17 protein-coding genes are annotated in these 17,431 nt (G+C 50.9%); 4 read left to right on the top strand and 13 right to left on the bottom strand.

Annotation, left to right across the window (positions count from 1 at the left end):
• Positions 1 to 80 precede the first annotated feature (80 nt).
• Genes FDW98_RS23160 through prmB form a run of 6 tightly spaced genes read right to left on the bottom strand, consistent with a single transcriptional unit; the run spans position 81 to position 4,632 of the window.
• Positions 81 to 359 (bottom strand): YfcL family protein, encoded by a 279-nt coding sequence (locus FDW98_RS23160; RefSeq protein WP_096756331.1) that lies wholly within the window; start codon positions 357 to 359, stop codon positions 81 to 83.
• 32 nt (positions 360 to 391) lie between these two features.
• On the bottom strand, positions 392 to 940 hold the full coding sequence (locus FDW98_RS23155; protein ID WP_096756330.1) for an elongation factor P hydroxylase: 549 nt from the start codon (positions 938 to 940) through the stop codon (positions 392 to 394).
• Complete coding sequence (locus FDW98_RS23150) at positions 940 to 1,749, bottom strand: sulfite exporter TauE/SafE family protein (protein ID WP_096756329.1); 810 nt, start codon at positions 1,747 to 1,749, stop codon at positions 940 to 942. The genes FDW98_RS23155 and FDW98_RS23150 overlap by 1 nt, the downstream gene beginning before the upstream one ends.
• The gene (gene mepA / locus FDW98_RS23145) at positions 1,749 to 2,573 is read right to left on the bottom strand and encodes a penicillin-insensitive murein endopeptidase (protein WP_096756328.1); all 825 of its coding nucleotides are present in this window, start codon (positions 2,571 to 2,573) and stop codon (positions 1,749 to 1,751) included. The genes FDW98_RS23150 and mepA overlap by 1 nt, the downstream gene beginning before the upstream one ends.
• Before the next feature lie 3 nt (positions 2,574 to 2,576).
• Complete coding sequence (aroC, locus tag FDW98_RS23140; protein ID WP_096756327.1) at positions 2,577 to 3,662, bottom strand: chorismate synthase; 1,086 nt, start codon at positions 3,660 to 3,662, stop codon at positions 2,577 to 2,579.
• A 37-nt stretch (positions 3,663 to 3,699) separates the two neighbouring features.
• Positions 3,700 to 4,632 (bottom strand): 50S ribosomal protein L3 N(5)-glutamine methyltransferase, encoded by a 933-nt coding sequence (gene prmB, locus FDW98_RS23135; protein ID WP_096756326.1) that lies wholly within the window; start codon positions 4,630 to 4,632, stop codon positions 3,700 to 3,702.
• Between the two features lie 166 nt (positions 4,633 to 4,798).
• Between prmB and smrB the strand changes: the two genes are divergently transcribed.
• Positions 4,799 to 5,350, top strand: a complete 552-nt coding sequence (gene smrB, locus FDW98_RS23130) for an endonuclease SmrB (RefSeq protein WP_096756325.1) — start codon at positions 4,799 to 4,801, stop codon at positions 5,348 to 5,350.
• 107 nt (positions 5,351 to 5,457) lie between these two features.
• Here the strand turns inward: smrB and sixA are convergent, their stop codons facing one another.
• From sixA to FDW98_RS23110, 4 genes are all read right to left on the bottom strand, one after another.
• On the bottom strand, positions 5,458 to 5,943 hold the full coding sequence (gene sixA / locus FDW98_RS23125) for a phosphohistidine phosphatase SixA (RefSeq protein ID WP_096756324.1): 486 nt from the start codon (positions 5,941 to 5,943) through the stop codon (positions 5,458 to 5,460).
• A gap of 207 nt (positions 5,944 to 6,150) precedes the next feature.
• Complete coding sequence (fadJ, locus tag FDW98_RS23120) at positions 6,151 to 8,298, bottom strand: fatty acid oxidation complex subunit alpha FadJ (RefSeq protein WP_096756323.1); 2,148 nt, start codon at positions 8,296 to 8,298, stop codon at positions 6,151 to 6,153.
• Positions 8,298 to 9,608 carry an acetyl-CoA C-acyltransferase FadI gene (fadI, locus tag FDW98_RS23115; RefSeq protein ID WP_096756322.1) on the bottom strand — a complete coding sequence of 437 codons (1,311 nt, stop codon included), beginning with the start codon at positions 9,606 to 9,608 and terminating at the stop codon, positions 8,298 to 8,300. Before fadI ends, fadJ begins: the two co-directional genes overlap by 1 nt.
• A gap of 176 nt (positions 9,609 to 9,784) precedes the next feature.
• Positions 9,785 to 10,069, bottom strand: coding sequence for a YfcZ/YiiS family protein (locus FDW98_RS23110; RefSeq protein WP_096756321.1), 285 nt, complete (start codon positions 10,067 to 10,069; stop codon positions 9,785 to 9,787).
• Positions 10,070 to 10,440: 371 nt separating this feature from the next.
• On the opposite strand from FDW98_RS23110, the gene fadL reads away from it, so the two are divergent.
• Positions 10,441 to 11,772 (top strand): long-chain fatty acid transporter FadL, encoded by a 1,332-nt coding sequence (fadL, locus tag FDW98_RS23105; RefSeq protein WP_096756319.1) that lies wholly within the window; start codon positions 10,441 to 10,443, stop codon positions 11,770 to 11,772.
• 60 nt (positions 11,773 to 11,832) lie between these two features.
• Here fadL and mlaA read toward each other — a convergent pair whose 3' ends face one another.
• Complete coding sequence (gene mlaA, locus FDW98_RS23100; RefSeq protein WP_096756318.1) at positions 11,833 to 12,588, bottom strand: phospholipid-binding lipoprotein MlaA; 756 nt, start codon at positions 12,586 to 12,588, stop codon at positions 11,833 to 11,835.
• A gap of 288 nt (positions 12,589 to 12,876) precedes the next feature.
• Here mlaA and FDW98_RS23095 point away from each other — a divergent pair, with 288 nt between their 5' ends.
• Positions 12,877 to 13,818, top strand: a complete 942-nt coding sequence (locus FDW98_RS23095) for a formate/nitrite transporter family protein (RefSeq protein WP_096756317.1) — start codon at positions 12,877 to 12,879, stop codon at positions 13,816 to 13,818.
• A 676-nt stretch (positions 13,819 to 14,494) separates the two neighbouring features.
• Here the strand turns inward: FDW98_RS23095 and FDW98_RS23085 are convergent.
• Complete coding sequence (locus tag FDW98_RS23085) at positions 14,495 to 16,000, bottom strand: P-loop ATPase, Sll1717 family (protein ID WP_137398962.1); 1,506 nt, start codon at positions 15,998 to 16,000, stop codon at positions 14,495 to 14,497.
• 493 nt (positions 16,001 to 16,493) lie between these two features.
• Here FDW98_RS23085 and FDW98_RS23080 point away from each other — a divergent pair, with 493 nt between their 5' ends.
• A complete protein-coding gene (locus FDW98_RS23080) occupies positions 16,494 to 16,736 on the top strand; it encodes a DinI-like family protein (protein ID WP_096756315.1) in 243 nt (80 codons plus the stop codon).
• Here the strand turns inward: FDW98_RS23080 and FDW98_RS23075 are convergent.
• A complete protein-coding gene (locus FDW98_RS23075) occupies positions 16,691 to 17,338 on the bottom strand; it encodes a recombinase family protein (RefSeq protein WP_096759363.1) in 648 nt (215 codons plus the stop codon). The two genes, FDW98_RS23080 and FDW98_RS23075, sit on opposite strands and share 46 nt — an antisense overlap.
• Positions 17,339 to 17,431 lie beyond the last annotated feature (93 nt).

Below are 17,431 nucleotides of genomic sequence, written 5' to 3'. Positions count from 1 at the left end.
GCCGGGTAAGCGTTAGCGCCACCCGGCAAGCTGAAAATGCCGGATGGCGATGCCTGCACGGCATCCGGCCCGCAAGGCAATTATTGTTGTGTCGCCTTCTGGAACAACGTGTCCCACATCTCTTTTACTAACGCCTGGTCACGCGGCGAAAGTTCGCCCGCGCTGATGGCTTTTTCCAGGCTGCTGGTAACATTGGCGTACAGTGCCTCAGCGGAATGGTCGTCGCCGCCGTCCAGTTCTGCCACAGCCAGCGTCAAGTGTCCACGCAAGTACCCACTGGCAAACAGCTCATCATCGCTGGCGTGTTCTACCATATCGTCGATTAGTACCAGAATGCGTGATTCAAACTCCGCGATCATCTTCTTTCCTCATTGTAAACGTGGCAGCCGCTTCAGTTGAGCGCTTCGGGCCACGGGAATTGTTCCGCCTTAAGTTCAGGCGTGTGATAATAATTCTGTAACGCACGAATAAAACGCGCCGGACGTTCAGGAATGCCGTTTTCCAGATACGCCATCACCTGGGCATGAACACGACGCTGGAACACCACGCGATCCGGTTCAAAGTCCCCTTCCAGGTTGTCGCAGCTAACGTTAAACGGATAGCCCGCCGCCATGCAGAACAGCCAGTCAAATGCCTGGGGTTTCACTTCCACGTCTTCAAACTGACATTGTGTTTTAGCGTCACGCCCGTCCGGGCAGTACCAGTAACCAAAGTCGACCCGTTCACGGCGCGCTTTACCGGCAATGCACCAGTGTGAAATTTCATGTAGTGCACTGGCGTAGTAGCCATGGGCAAAAACGATCCGGTGATACGGCAATTCTGTATCTGCAGGAAGGTAGATCGGTTCGTCATCGCCTTTAATCAGACGGGTATTAAATTCATCGGCAAAGCAGCCGTTAAAAATATCAATTAATTGTTCATAGTGATGGGTCGTATTCATTAGTTCATCCCCAGCCAGTGGAGAATCTCCTGTCCATGATTATCATAAAGTAGCTTGGCGCTCATCACTGCGGAGACAATGACGATCATTGGCCGAATCAGCTTTTGTCCTTTGCTGAGGACCAGTCGCGACCCCATTCGCGCGCCAATAAATTGGCCGATGAGCATCACAAAACCGGTGGCCCAAATCACTTTGCCACCCAGCGCGAACAGCAGTAGCCCGCCGATATTCGAGGTGGCATTCAAGACTTTGGCGTGCGCCGTGGATTTCGCCAGGTTGTAACCGCACAGCATGACAAAGGCCAGCGCGTAAAACGATCCGGCTGCCGGGCCAAAAAAGCCATCGTAAAAACCGACGCAGCCCCCGGCGACCAGCGCAAAAGGCAGGCCGTACAGCCGACGCTGTCGGTCTTCTTCACCCAGCTTAGGCATTAACAGAAAGTAGAGACCGATACAGATAACCAGAATCGGCAGGATCTGGCGCAAAATGTCCGACTGCACATGCTGGACCAGCAGCGCGCCGCTCATTGAGCCGATGAAGGTCATGGCGATATTAAGCTTCTGGTCGGCCAGGTTCACCACGCCACGGCGGATAAAATAGAGCGAAGCGGAGATGGATCCTCCGCAGGCTTGCAGTTTATTCGTTGCCAGCGCCTGAGCTGGCGGCATGCCTGCTGCCATCAGCGCAGGAATGGTGAGTAAACCGCCGCCCCCCGCCAGGGAATCAATAAATCCCGCCAGAATGGCCACAAAAAAAAGAACGCCCAACAGCAGCGGAGACACCATAAACAGATCGGCAAAATTATCCATTAAAGTACATGCTCATCCAGTAGCGCCTGGCAGGAAGGCGGCAACGGAGGCGGTGTCTTCTTCTCAGGCTTAGTGGTTCCCGGTTTAGGAGGTTCGAACCAGCTTTGCAGCTCCGCGCCACAGCCATCACCCGGTGGAGGTAACGGTTGATCTTCGCACTCAAGACTGTCGGCAGGACAACGTAACCGGACATGCATATGTGCACGGTGTTGGAACCATGGCCGCACTTTACGCAACCAGTCCCTGTCGCTCCCTGCATCCAGACAAAGTTGCTGTTTAATTGCCGGATTCACGAAAATACGCGTTACATCATTATCTTTTGCCGCCAGCCTGATCAGACTGAAAATCTCCGGCTTCCACAGTGACGGTACGACACGTTTGCCATCCTGAGCGACCAGATCCAGCGCCTGTGGTCGCAGCAGTTGCGACTGTGTCCAGCGCGTCTTTGGCAGTTGCAGGAAAATATCGACATCCAACCCCGTCTGGTGGCTGGCGTGTCCGCCGTTGAAACGTCCACCGGCCGGCATACCCATATCGCCGATTAACACCGTCCCCAGTCCCAGATTATTGGCCTGGGTACTCAGACGCTGGATGAACGTCACCAGGTCAGGATGACCAAAATAGCGACGTTGATCGGTGCGCATCACCTGATAGTGTTCGGACTGTACGGGCAGCGTCTCTGCCCCCACAATGCAGCCATTGGAAAACGCGCCGATAGACTGCGCGCTACCTGCCACCGGGTGGGTAATTTTCTGCCAGGGCGTCGCCGCCAGGCAGACCGAACTGGCAAACAGTGCCAGCGCCGCAAGTGCCGTTTTTTTCATCTCTTACCAGCGTGGAATGTCAGTCTTTACATCCGCATTCTGCGCCCGCTGACGCAGCAGGTGATCCATCAGCACGATCGCCAGCATGGCTTCTGCGATCGGCACCGCGCGGATCCCAACGCACGGATCGTGACGCCCTTTGGTTATCATCTCGACTTCTTCGCCAAAGCGGTTAATAGTGCGCCCGGGAACGGTAATACTGGAAGTCGGTTTCAGCGCCATATGTGCAACAATTTGTTGCCCGCTGCTGATGCCCCCCAGAATGCCGCCAGCATGGTTACTCTGAAAACCCTCTTTGGTGATTTCATCACGGTTCTGACTACCGCGCAACGCAACAACGTCGAAGCCGTCGCCAATCTCCACGCCTTTCACCGCATTAATGCTCATCAACGCATGGGCGATGTCAGCATCCAGACGGTCAAAAACAGGTTCGCCGAGACCGGCCGGTACACCGCTTGCAACCACGGTCACTTTTGCACCGATGGAGTCACCCTCTTTCTTGAGTGCGCGCATCAGTTCATCCAGCGCGGTGATTTTGTCCGGATCCGGGCAAAAGAACGGGTTTTGTTCGACCTGAGACCAGTCTTTAATTTCCAGCGGAATATTGCCCATTTGGGTCAGGCATCCGCGGATTTCTACGCCGAATTTTTCCGCCAGGTATTTTTTTGCAATCGCCCCGGCCGCCACGCGCATTGCCGTTTCGCGCGCGGACGAACGCCCGCCGCCACGGTAGTCACGCACGCCGTATTTCTGCTCGTAGGTGTAGTCGGCATGGCCTGGACGAAAAACATCCTTAATGGCGCCGTAATCCTGCGAACGCTGATCGGTATTTTCAATCAACAGGCCAATACTGGTGCCGGTGGTGACGCCGTCAAACACGCCGGAAAGGATTTTCACCTGATCCGGCTCGCGACGCTGCGTGGTGTAACGCGAGGTTCCCGGACGACGTCTGTCGAGATCGTGCTGCAGATCAGCTTCTGTCAGCGGAATACCCGGCGGAACACCATCAACGATACAGCCGAGCGCCAGCCCGTGTGATTCACCGAAGGTCGTTACGCGAAAGAGTTGTCCAATTGTGTTTCCTGCCATCACCGCTCCGTTATCGTTGTTGTGTGTGCGCGTGTCGTTAATCTTTATAGATGCTGAAATGTTCACGAGCGGCAATCAGCTGCGCTTTGGTCAGCATGAATACGCCATCACCGCCGTTGTCGAATTCCAGCCACGTAAACGGCACGTCCGGATATTGTTCCATCAGATGTACCATGCTGTTACCGACTTCACAAATCAGAATACCGTTGTCTGACAGGTAGTCCGGCGCATTGCCAAGAATGCGACGGGTCAGCTTCAGCCCATCACTTCCGGACGCCAGGCCCAGCTCAGGTTCGTGGCGATACTCATTCGGCAGATCGGACATATCTTCCGCATCCACATATGGCGGGTTGGTCACAATCAGGTCATACTGTACTTTCAACAGGTCACGGAACAGATCGGAGCGGATCGGCGTCACGTGATGGATCAGACCATGATCTTCAATATTGTGCTCGGTCACCGCCAGGGCGTCAGTGGAAATATCCACCGCGTCCACTTCGGCTTCCGGGAAGGCATACGCGCAGGCGATAGCAATACAGCCGCTGCCGGTACACATATCGAGAATGTGCTGCGGCTGCTCGCTGATAAGACCGGCAAAGCGATTATTGATCAGCTCGGCAATCGGTGAGCGCGGCACCAGCACGCGTTCATCAACATAGAATTCGTGACCGCAGAACCAGGCTTTGTTGGTCAGGTAGGCAACCGGGATACGCTCGTTAACGCGGCGAATCACGCGCTCAACAATACGGTGGCGTTCGCTGGAGGTCAGGCGCGCAGTGCGCATATCTTCAGGAATATCCAGCGGCAGGTAGAGTGACGGCAGCACCAGTTGTACCGCCTCATCCCATGGGTTATCCGTCCCGTGACCATACCAGATATTCGCCGCGCTAAAACGGCTGACCGCCCAACGCAACATGTCCTGAATGGTATGCAGTTCACTCACTGCTTCATCAACGAAAATTTTATCCACGTATTCCTCCAGGGCATGCTCGTATTAAATTCGGCGGCTAGTTTGCCACGAAGACGGCGATAAATCAGCATTCACGCCGAGCCTGAGCGCGAAAATTGCGTTTTAAGCGATCGGATGCCCATCGAGTCGGGTTAAACTAACGGAAAATAAAAGATGAGACGCTCAAATGAAAAAGAAAACATCGCTCAGCGAGGAGGATCAGACGCTGTTTCGCCAGTTGATGACCGGCACTCGTCAAATTAAGCAGGACACGATTGTCCATCGACCACCGCGTAAAAAAATCACCGAGGTGCCGGTTAAAAGGCTGTTGCAGGAACAGGCTGATGCCAGCCACTATTTCTCTGATGAGTTTCAGCCGCTGTTGAATACAGAGGGTCCGGTCAGATATCTGCGGGCCGACGTCAGCCACTTTGAACTGAAGAAAATGCGCCGTGGTGACTACTCCCCGGAACTGTTTCTTGATTTACACGGACTGACGCAACAGCAGGCTAAACAGGAACTCGGGGCGCTGATTGCCGCCTGCCGTCGTGAACACGTCTTCTGCGCCTGCGTCATGCACGGCCACGGAAAGCACGTTCTGAAACAGCAAACGCCGCTTTGGCTGGCGCAACATCCGCACGTGATGGCTTTTCATCAGGCGCCTAAAGAGTACGGCGGCGACGCCGCGCTGCTGGTACTGATTGAAGTGGAAGAGTGGTTACCGCCCGAACTTCCCTGAGAATGGAAAACAGAAAGAGCCGCAGTTGCGGCTCTTTTTATTGCAGGCTCATGTCAAAGACGTTTTACGGATGGCTGCGCTCGCGCTTGATCCGGCCAACTAAACGACTATATCGCTTTCGCCATCTTCAGATTACACGGGCTCATCTGCCAGTTGAAAACGCCCTTTCCGCTCTCATCAAGCGTGACGCTGGCAATCGCAGATGTGGTAAACATCGGCGGCGTTTCACCCGGACACAGCTCGGACACCAGATATCCCACCAAAGGCAGGTGAGAAATGACCAGCGCCGTAGCGACACCTTCATTGGCCAGTGCCTGTAAATAGGCGCTGACCAGACCAACATCGCCGCAGGGAGTCAGCTCCGGCAAAACATCCACACCGGTTGGCAGGTTCATACATTCCCCGACCACATCCAGCGTTTGTTCGGCTCGCAGGAACGGGCTCACCAGAACACGTTCGATATCCACTTTTTGACCTTTCAGCCAGTTCGCCATCAGGCGAGATTCGTCACAACCGCAGGAGGTTAAGGGACGAACCGAATCACTGGCGGCATCGAGGGCCGCGTCGCCGTGACGCATGATAAAAACTTGCATATTGCACCGCTTTTGTTAACCAGAAACACCAACACCTTTATCCAACGCCCCTATTGGCGGGGTAAATGTGTGGTGGCCGGCATTGTGCCTTATCCATTCACCGAATGAAACGCTGTTTTTTACCTTAATGGCGTAAGTATAGTCAATCTCTGTTTACATTTTGAGCTTAACTCGTACATTCGGTGCGGATTCATCTTACCTTTGACCTCATGAATTCAGGTCAGTTTCCCCGTGCTTCCAGAAACTATCTCCGCGTTCCGCCATCTGCAGTAACGGTTCACACGGCGTAAACCGGGAACCATACTGTGTGGTCAGTCGTTGCAGAACCGCAACCACTTCACCCGCCCCGAGGGAGTCCATATACCGGAACGGGCCGCCGAGGAATGGCGGAAAACCAATACCAAACACAGCGCCGATGTCACCATCGCGTGCGCTGCGGATAATCTTCTCATCGAAACAGCGTGCCGCTTCGTTGAGCATTAACATGACACACCGCTCTGCAATCTGCGGGCCACTGAGTTTGCTCTGCCCCTGGACGCCAATAAGCGTATAAATTGCAGGGTCGGCCTGTTTTTTGCTTTTACGCCCTTTCGCACCATAAAGATAGAAACCCCGACCATTTTTTCTACCTTTGCGATCATCATTCAAAATTGAAGCAACAACATTTGCAGGTGCGCTAAAACGTTCACCGTAAGCGGCTTCCAGTACAGGTATAATTTTAGTGCCTGTATCAATTCCGACCTCATCCAAAAGTTGGATTGGCCCTACCGGAAAACCAAACTTTACCAGCGCAGCATCAATCTGCTCAACGCGCTCGCCCTCGGTCAATAAGCGGATAGCTTCGTTGATGTACGGAGCAAGAATGCGATTTACATAGAACCCGGCCTTATCCTGCACCACAATCGGCGTTTTCCCCTGTTTTTTCGCCAGTTTAACCGTGGTGGCAATAGTGCGTTCGGACGTTGCGGTATGAGGAATAACTTCCACTAGCGGCATCTTTTCTACCGGACTAAAGAAGTGCAAACCAATGACCTGCTCAGGTCGCGCCGCATTGGCCGCAATGTCGCCAATGGGTAGAGATGAGGTGTTGGAAGCAAAAATGGTATGAGGCGCACAATTGTGCTCAACATCTGCCACCATCTGTTGTTTCAACGCCAGATCTTCAAACACTGCCTCAATTACCAGATCTCGATGCGCAAAACCGCGAAAATCGGTGGTGCCTGAAATCAGCGCCAGCTGTTTGTCACGCTCGCCGGCTTTGAGATGGCGGCGGCGAACTTTTGTTTCAAGCTGATCCCAACTGTATTTCAGCGCGTGGTTGATTCCCTTAGCATTGATATCTTTGATACGCACCGGCAAGCCGCCTTTGCAGGCCGTCACGTAGGCAATCCCCCCGCCCATCAGACCCCCGCCCAGAACCCCGACGCTGTTTAGCGGACCGGGTTGTACCTCGCTACCGGGATCTTTTTTCACGTCGGTGTTTGCAAAAAAGACGTTACGCAGAGCCTGAGACTGCGGCGTCATCGCCAGCTCACCAAACGCGCGGGCTTCGGCGTCATAGCCGCTGCTGCTGCCCTGCGCCAGACCTGTCTCGATCACCTCAAGAATACGATGGGTTGCGGGGTAATTTCCCTGCGTTTTCTGTGCGGTCTTTTTACCGACCATACGGAACAGCAGCGCACGCCCCAGCGGTCCGGCCAGAATGCGTTCCCGTACCGGCAGGCTATGGTGTACCGAACTCTCCTTTTTAGCCAGTTCCACCGCCGCTTCCAGCAAAATGGTCTGCGGCACAACCTCGTCCACCAACCCCACTTTCAGCGCCTGTTTAGCGCGTAATTGTTTGCCGGTCAGGATCATGTCCAGCGCAGTGCTAACGCCAATCAGACGGGGCAACCGCTGCGTGCCGCCAGAGCCAGGTAACAGACCAAGCTGTACTTCCGGCAGACCCAGCACGGTTTTAACGTCATCAGTACAAATACGGCTATGACACGCCAGCGCCATCTCCAGACCGCCGCCCAGACAGGCACCGTGAATGGCAGCGATAACCGGGATCGGCAACGCATTAATTTCCGCCATCATCTGTTGCCCCTGACGAGCCAGGGTTTCGGCTTCCTGCGCACTGCGGCAGTTGCCGATCATACTGATATCCGCCCCGGCGATGAAATTATCCGGCTTCGCCGAAATAAACACCACGCCACGCAGATCTTTGTTATCGCGAATTTGTTTCAAAATAGCCCGCACCTGAGAAGCAAACTCCGCTTTCAGGGTATTCATTTTTTCTCCGGGCACATTAATGGAGACCACCGCCACGTTATCCAGACGCACGTGTAGCGTAAAAGCCGATGCCATTTCCATTATTCCGCCTCCAGAACCATTGCCGCACCCAGACCACCCGCCGCACACGCGGTGACCAAACCAAACCCACCACCACGACGCCGTAATTCATGCAGCGTTTGGGTGATCATGCGCGCGCCGGTCGCGGCGAAAGGGTGTCCGTAGGCAATCGAACCGCCCAGCACGTTAAATTTGCTGTCATCCACTTCGCCAGTGGCATGTGCCCTACCCAGAACGTCACGAGCGAAACGTTCGCTGCCAAGCAGTTGAATATTCGCCAGCGTCTGCGCGGCAAAGGCTTCATGCATATCAATCAGCGTGAGATCGGCCAGAGTCAGGCCCGCGCGCTCCAGAGCCAGCGGCGTCGACCACGCCGGGCCCAGCAGCATATCCTGCCAGACATCGATGGCAGTAAACGCAAAACTGCGTAGATAGCCCAGCGGCACCAGTCCCAACTCTTTCGCCCGGGACTCCGTCATCAAAATTACCGCAGCGGCGCCGTCGGTCAACGGGGTACTGTTCGCCGCGGTAACGGTACCGTGCTTGCGGTCAAACGCCGGGCGCAGTTTAGCGTAATCCGCCAGCGTAGAGTTTCCGCGAATATTGTTATCTTCTGAGAAGGGATCTTTAAACGGCGGAGCATAGGTGGTCATCACCTCGTCTGCCAGCTTGCCTTCGGCCCAGGCCTGAGCGGCTCGCTGATGCGAACGGTACGCCAGCACATCCTGCTGCTCACGCGTGATGCCGTAGGTTTTCGCCATTTGCTCTGCCGTATCCCCCATACGTAAGCCGGTGGAATACTCAGCAACTGCAGGTGGGACCGGCATCAGGTCGCGCAAACGCAGTCGGGAAAAAAGCGTCAGCCGCTGACCGGCGGTGCGGGCTTTATTGACATCCACCAACACCCGCGCCAACTTTTTGCTGACGCCGATTGGCAGCACGGAAGAGGAGTCAGCCCCGCCAGCAATACCCGCACGGATGGTTCCTGCCATCAGGCTTTCCGCGACATTCGCCACCGCCTGAAAACTGGTGGCGCAGGCTCTGCTCACGCTGTAAGCATCGGTATGTACGTTCATCCCGGTGCCCAGCACAATTTCACGGGCGATATTGGGCGCTTCCGGCATTTGCACAACCTGGCCAAAAACCAGTTGTTCAATGGCATCGGCAGGAATTTCACTGCGCGCCAGCAACTCACCGACGACCATTTTTCCCAAATCAACGGCGGGAATGCCATGAAACGCGGTTGCCTGACGGGCAAAAGGCGTACGCAATCCGCTCACAATGGCGATGCGATCGCCCTGACGGGTAACCAGCGGTAAAGCCTGACTCATAACACTCCCCTGTTAAAAAATAAAATAAGTGGTCTGACCTGATCACAGTCTTAACCAATTTTTTACATTTAGCCAAGTGGAGAGAAATGAAAGTGGGAGCTATGGCACAGTGAATAATCACTGCTTGTTACGAAAATGCCCTTGTCAGAAGGTGGCAAGGGCACTGAAAGAAGGGATTAACGCAGACCCAGCTGGAAGATCAGGGTTTCGGCTTCACAGGCGAAAACAAAATCGATATCCAGACGAACACCCTCAGCTTCTTCAGTAAAGGTCGGGGTGATTTGGCAAGGCTCAGATTCTACGCCACGCGCCTTCTCGGTGAGAGCGGCCAGCGTTTCTTCTGCCTGTGCGCGAGCCGCGAACACACGGCTGTATGACGCGGTGCAATCGGTGTTGTCCATGATGGTACCAACATCCATACAGCAGCAAACCGGGGTTTCATCAGCACTGCATTTACTCATTGTAGATTTCCTCTGTATTCGCACCAAGGGTGCCAGATAAACGTTGGGGATATTTTACGCTCCCATTATCCTCCTCTCCAGTCGTTAATTGTGCGAAATGCGATAAGCGACCGAAATCACACTTAAAAATGATCCAAAACAAAAATCGCCCGAACAGGTGAGTGCGCATCCCCGCAATTTTGCCAGCTGGATCGCGTTTTTAAGATCATATTTGAAAAAACTTATAAACATACTTGCAACATTCCATCTGGTCGGACCTATACTCTCGCCACTGGTCTGATTTCTATGTGGTACCTCAGACCCTACACTTCGCGCTCCTGTTACGGCATGTAACATTGTTTGTATAAAAATAAATCGATGAGGTTATGGTCATGAGCCAGAAAACCCTGTTTACAAAGTCTGCTCTCGCAGTCGCAGTGGCAATTATTTCCACACAGGCCTGGTCTGCAGGCTTTCAGTTAAACGAATTTTCTTCCTCTGGCCTTGGCCGGGCATATTCGGGTGAAGGCGCCATCGCAGACGACGCAGGTAACGCCAGCCGCAACCCGGCACTGATCATGATGTTCGATCGCCCTACTTTCTCAGCAGGTGCGGTTTTCGTCGATCCGGACGTTGATATTTCCGGCCGTTCACGCATTGGCAACGACGCCAGCCAGGATAACATTGCGCCGACTGCGTGGGTGCCGAATCTACACTATGTTGCCCCGATTAACGATCAGTTTGGTTGGGGAGCATCTGTCACCTCTAACTATGGTCTGGCGACGGAGTTTAATAACAATTACACCGCTGGCTCTATGGGCGGAAAGACCGATCTGCAAACACTCAACCTGAACCTGAGCGGTGCCTATCGTCTTAATAATCACTTCAGCTTCGGTCTCGGCTTGAACGCCGTGTATGCCAAAGCAAAACTTGAACGCTATGCGGGCGACCTTCCACAACAGATCGTCGCAGGTTCTGGTGGGCGAGTTCCTCCAGCACTGGCAGCCCAATACCCAGCAGATACGCAAATTGCGCGCCTGAAGGGTGACGAATGGGGCTTCGGTTGGAACGCGGGTATCCTGTATGAAGTAGATAAAGATAACCGTTACGGTTTCACCTACCGTTCAGAAGTAAAAGTTGACTTCGATGGCGACTATCGCAGCAGCCTGCCTTCCACAGACCGTATCCCCCCGCAATTGCGTCCAGTGTTCGCCAGCCTGCCAGCAGGAACCAATGGCAACACAATCGACGGTTCACTTGACCTGAACCTGCCAGAAATGTGGGAGATATCAGGTTATAACCGCGTTGCACCGCAGTGGGCGGTACACTACAGCATGGCATACACCAGCTGGAGTCAGTTCCAGGAGCTGAAAGCGAAAGGGAACGACGGTCAGACCCTGTTCTATAAAGAAGAAGGCTTCAAAGACTCTTATCGTATCGCGCTGGGTACAACCTACTACTACGACGATACCTGGACGTTCCGTTCCGGTATTGCCTATGATGACAGTCCAGTCCCGGCTGACCGCCGTTCTATTTCTATTCCAGACCAGGACCGCTTCTGGCTGAGCGCAGGGGCAACCTACGCCTTTAATAAGGATGCCTCTGTAGATGTAGGAGTATCTTACATGCACGGTCAGAAAGTGAAATTCGAAGAAGGCCCTTACTCTTTCGAATCAGAAGGGAAAGCCTGGCTTTATGGTATGAACCTGAACTACGCATTCTGATTTTCTTCAGACGTAAAAAAGGTGAGCTAAAAAGCTCACCTTTTTATTTGTACCTCTTCCTTATTCGGAATCGATATCTTTTAAATCATCCTGAATAGCTTGCGCGTTCGGGTTTTCTTCTGGTTTGAGTTTCCCGCCGTTCGCGATGAAGTCATGACGCTGGAAGTAAGCTTCACGCACCATAATGTACGGATCGGAAGATTGACGCAGCAGACCGTCGGAGTCGAGCAGTTGCGCGCGGGTTTCAATCCCTTCAATGGTCCATTTACCGACCGACAACGGCCAGGTCAGCCACGACAGAACCGGATACAGCGTATCCACCATATCGCCACCGTCATCACGTACCGTGAAGCTGCCGTAGAACGGAAGCTGCATATACGGACCGTAACCTACATCATAGTGACCTAACGTACTGCCGAAACGATGTGGTTCAACGCGCTGCAGTTTTGGATTCGCCATGCCCGCAACATCGATAAAGCCGCCCATACCTAGCAAGGTGTTCAGGAAGAAACGGGTGAAATGCACCATCCCCTGATAAGGATCGCCCTGCAGGAAATAGTTGACCATTACAGCCGGCTCTTCGAGGTTGCCCGTAAAGTTGCTCAAACCGTTTCTGGCCGGCTGCGGAACATAATCACGCCAGGCTACAGCCACCGGTCGAACAACATACGGATCCAGCACATTAAAGTTGAAGTTGTACATGGTGCGGTTGAACCCTTCAAACGGATCCGAGCGCCCCTGCTGTTCTGTACCGGAGCTCGCACACCCCACCAAAAGTGTGGTTCCCAGCGCAAGCGCCGACAGGCGAAGCTTCATAAGTGTCTCCCTGTGTATTATGGCTATCGCTGATTGCCATCCATGACGGAACAATAAGGTATCCGCCGGTTTAGATGTGAGCGATTGTAACAGCACGTCAAACGATGTCTATATACCCTAACTTACTGATTTGATCATAGCCTGGTAAGGTAGACCTCGCGGTGTTTCTATTTTACCGAATCCGATAAATACAAACGTTACCATTTTTGCGATTTCAGAGTTTCTCCCGCCAGTTTCTGGATAAAAACCGCTACGCTTTAGCAATACGTGCTTATTCAGGACTTAAAAATGAATGACATCGAAAAAGAAAAAATTGATCAACACAGCGACGAACTCGAAGTAGAAAGTGAAGAGAAGTTGCAGGGTAAAAAGATAGAGGTCGACGAGGACCGACTTCCTTCCCGCGCCATGGCGATTCACGAACATATTCGCCAGGACGGGGAAAAAGAGATGGAACGCGATGCGATGGCGCTGCTGTGGTCAGCTATCGCCGCCGGACTATCGATGGGAGCCTCTTTACTGGCAAAGGGCATTTTTCACGTACAGCTTGAGGGCGTTCCCGGCGGGTTCTTACTGGAGAACCTCGGCTATACCTTCGGGTTTATCATCGTCATCATGGCCCGCCAACAGCTCTTTACCGAAAACACTGTAACCGCTGTCCTGCCGGTCATGCAAAATCCAACCCTCGGCAATTTTGGTTTACTGATGCGCCTGTGGGGCGTGGTCTTGCTGGGTAACATTATCGGCACCGGCATTGCGGCATGGGCGTTTGAATATATGCCAATTTTTGATGAAGAGACTCGTGACGCCTTTGTCAAAATTGGGATGGACGTTATGAAAAATAGCCCGACGGAGATGTTTTCCAACGCGATTATTTCCGGTTGGCTGATCGCCACTATGGTGTGGATGTTTCCCGCAGCGGGCGCGGCAAAAATTGTCGTCATTGTTCTGATGACCTGGCTTATTGCGTTGGGTGATACCACGCACATCGTCGTCGGCTCGGTTGAGATTCTCTACCTGGTCTTTAACGGCACGCTGCACTGGAGCGACTTCTTCTGGCCCTTCGCGCTTCCAACGCTTGCCGGGAATATTTGCGGCGGGACATTTATCTTCGCGTTGATGAGCCATGCGCAAATTCGCAATGATATGAGCAATAAACGCAAAGAAGAGGGCCGATTAGAGGCTGAGCGGCAACAAAAAAAGCAGAAAAACCAGAAGAAACAATCCTGAATGGCGACTGTTTGAGCAGTCAGGCGGACACAGACTTACCGTTGCAGGTAAAAAACGCTATACTCGTGCCGCTTCGTCCCCTTAGTTAAATGGATATAACAATAAAAACAAATAAAGCATTGATTAACTAGATTTTTAATCTCAATTAATTAAATTATGTGTACTCATATATGTACACATAATTTAAAAAAGACTGCTCAAATAAGATAGCGTTTTACATTACCGGACAATCATAAAACTCCATCGTTCGCATATCGTTTACCACGTGCGTAAAGACTCCCAAAATCCCAACGTTTTCGTCGGCCCACTCTGGATCGATTCTACCTTTTCGACCGTCACCGCTTAAATGTTCAAAGTGCGCTGACGGGTAAAGGCGGTAACGCCTCAACTGAAACTCACCACCGAAGCTACAAACGACCACAGAGCCGTCACAAGGCCTTACCGAAGCATCAACGCACCTTGCACGATTCCGGCCCGTATGTACGTTGTTGCAGCCCTCATGAAGTATGTCGCGCTTGGATGCGCAATAAATTGCTGGTCTCGAGGGAGAGCCGGCTTTCGAGATAATCCCACGCTGGGAAGCAAAACTAATCTCTAGTGGATACATCAAATACGGAGATTCCAATTGATAACAAGTATTATATGCCCAACAATGGTTGGGCATATATTCTGACGCTTAGACTTTTTTCAGCCCTAGAACCTCGATCAGCCCAGGGTGAATTCGGAATCTAGTTGAGGCATGTGAAAAAGATGCGCGAGAGTCACGATATCTGAATACATACTCGGAACCACCATAACCACTCCCTCCAGCTTTATAAAAGCCGATAAAAGAATAATCATAAAGTTCTTCTAATGCCTCTGAAGAAGTTTTATCAGATTTAGAGTAAACTTGAGATAAAGCCACCTCAAATGTGTTTTTTTCAAACTGCCATGTTCCTATCGCTCTTAATACGTCCAAAAATTTATCGTATTCTGGGAAGTGTTTATGAACTTCATCATCAATTTCACGTAAAAAGTATTCACTGTACTCATGTCGAGCACCATGAATATCGACGTTATCTATTTTATTTTTATCATCTGGTGTATTTGATGTTGTATTATTGATTCTCTCTTTGAATTTTGCCAGAGCACTATTAGCGAATTTAATCATGTCGCGAGGACGAAGATAAGTTCTATCTTTAACATGATCATACTTGCTTTGGTGCCCAGGCATTTCTCTTGCCTCATTAAAAACATCTTCCCATTTAACACCTTGCTCAATATCAGTTTCAGAAGCGACGATGCTGAATCGTTTTTCCATTAATGATTTTAAAGTTTTTGTAGTCTTTGGTGAATCCCACTCTATTGACGACATGAAGTTCTCTGTGATTTTATTTTTATCTTCAAAGCGCAACACATTATAAATGTCATCTCGCAAAAAAACCGCCACCAAAAATTTAACACCCGCATTTTTAGCAGCAATATTTATGTCTCGACTGGCAAGTAACAGGCCTATCAAACGACTTATATAATCATCAGATTTGTTATCAAACCCAAGATCAAGCTGATCAAAAGCGATAAAATATTTATGCTTTGGATTTAATGACGCCAACACAAGTTTCGTTAACTGAGCATTCACCTCTTGAATAACAATAGGTAGATCAGCAATTGAAATTTTTTCCGCGCTAGCGCCCGCTTTGACAAAATTAAAATTTAACTCAAAATGTGGCTTAAGTCTTATTTCTTTTTGAGGGTTAAATATCTGTGTTAAATCCGGATCTCTACTACCATAAGCATCAACAATGAAAGCTTCTAACTTCACCATGGCCTCACTTGAGACGTCATCATAAGGTAGAGAGTTATCTTGATTCAGGATTATTTTTGCTAATGAAATTAGTATTAAATATTTCCAACTGTGGGTAAATTTATCATCATTAGAAATTCCAGCCTTAACCTGTTGTTGATGAAAGTGCCACGGATAATCAGAGAATGTATGTCCATATGAAAATGTATCATCAGCACGGGTAGTGATTATTTTTTTAAAAATTGCCGTTTTACCACTACCTTTTTTTCCAACAACTAAAAATTTCTTGAATTTTAAGATATCCAAGTATGCTTCATGATCTTCAAATGCTCTCAACAAAATATCGTCATTATCCGCATCTGTCCCACCAAAACTATCGACTAAAGCCAAATCTCTCATAACGACCCCATCGTTGAAAACCTATCAAGCGAGAATAATCTTCATATAGTACAATTAATATTATCTTTCTCAAATAAAAATGAACCAGTAGAGGTGGACATCCTTGACTCAGAAACCTGTGCTACTCTAGTCAGTCAGGATTTTCTAGAGCAACATGATTCAAAAGCAGAGTGTAACGCTCCTGTTCTCAAAGCTGTTCATGGGCGGCGACTAAATCACAGGACATTCATCAAACCCATAATTTGCATATCGTATTTCAATTCCCCTCATTGTTCGGGTTGTAGAGCATGAATGTCCGCGCTTCACCCTCCTGATCTGAAATGTCTTTAAACGTCGTGATGTAACACTCGATCCAGTTGCTGGCCTCTTTTCTAACTGCATCCCTGAACGCGCTCTCTATTTCGTATCTACGAGGCATTTTCCCCCCCAACCAGATTACTGTATATGCACACAGAACATACTGTAATTACATCCAGTAAAGAGGAGCTAGTGCATGTTTGTGGAACTCGTTTATGACAAAAGGAATTCTGATGGTTTACCCGGTGCAAAGGACATCATTCTGGGGGAGTTAAGCAAAAGAGTACACCGCATCTTCCCTGACGCTGATGTTCGGGTTAAACCGATGATGACGTTGCCAGCTATCAATACGGATGCCAGCAAGCATGAGAAGGAACAGATTAGCCGCGCTGTTCAGGAGATGTTTGAAGAGTCTGAGTTTTGGCTCGTTAGCGAATAATGTTTATTATGTTCCGCTGCGGCTTGTTGCACGTAGGGCTGTAGCGGCGAAGTGTTACCTGCAGGAAACTTCTTATACAACGTCGAAATACCAACATCATAAATGATTGCTACCCTCTTTCTCTCCAGTCCACCCTCAATCAATCGCCCCATCTGCGCCCATTCTTCTGGCTTGTATTTAGGTCGTCGGCCACCAACTCGACCTTCTGCACGTGCAACTGCTAAACCTGCCCTCGTTCGTTCGACAATCAGCTCCCTTTCCATTTCGGCCAGTGCGCCCATAACATGGAAGAAGAACCGGCCCATCGGCGTACTGGTATCGATGCTGTCCGTAAGGCTGCGAAAGTTAATGCCCCGCTCCCGCAATTCCTCCACAAGCACAACCAAGTGACGCATACTGCGTCCAAGTCGATCCAGTTTCCAGACGACTAACGTATCACCCTCCCCCAGCGTTTTTAACAACCGCTTAAGTCCCGGTCGGTCCGAGGTTTTTCCGCTAATTTTATCCTCGAAAATTAGCTCACATCCTGCGCTCTCAAGCGCATTTCGTTGTAATGCGGTGTTCTGGTCATTTGTTGACACCCTGACGTAGCCAATCAGCATCGTTTTCATCCTACAAAAGGGTGAAATCATGCCATTTGGCTGGAGATTATGCATTTTCTTAAAGGTTGGTCTGCGAGAAAGCGTTTCTGAATC

It is taken from the genome of Citrobacter sp. wls711, from assembly GCF_005281055.1.
Classification (GTDB): domain Bacteria; phylum Pseudomonadota; class Gammaproteobacteria; order Enterobacterales; family Enterobacteriaceae; genus Citrobacter; species Citrobacter gillenii.
The sequence above is the reverse complement of the archived record's forward strand: the minus strand, read 5'-3'. Positions and strand labels throughout refer to the sequence as shown.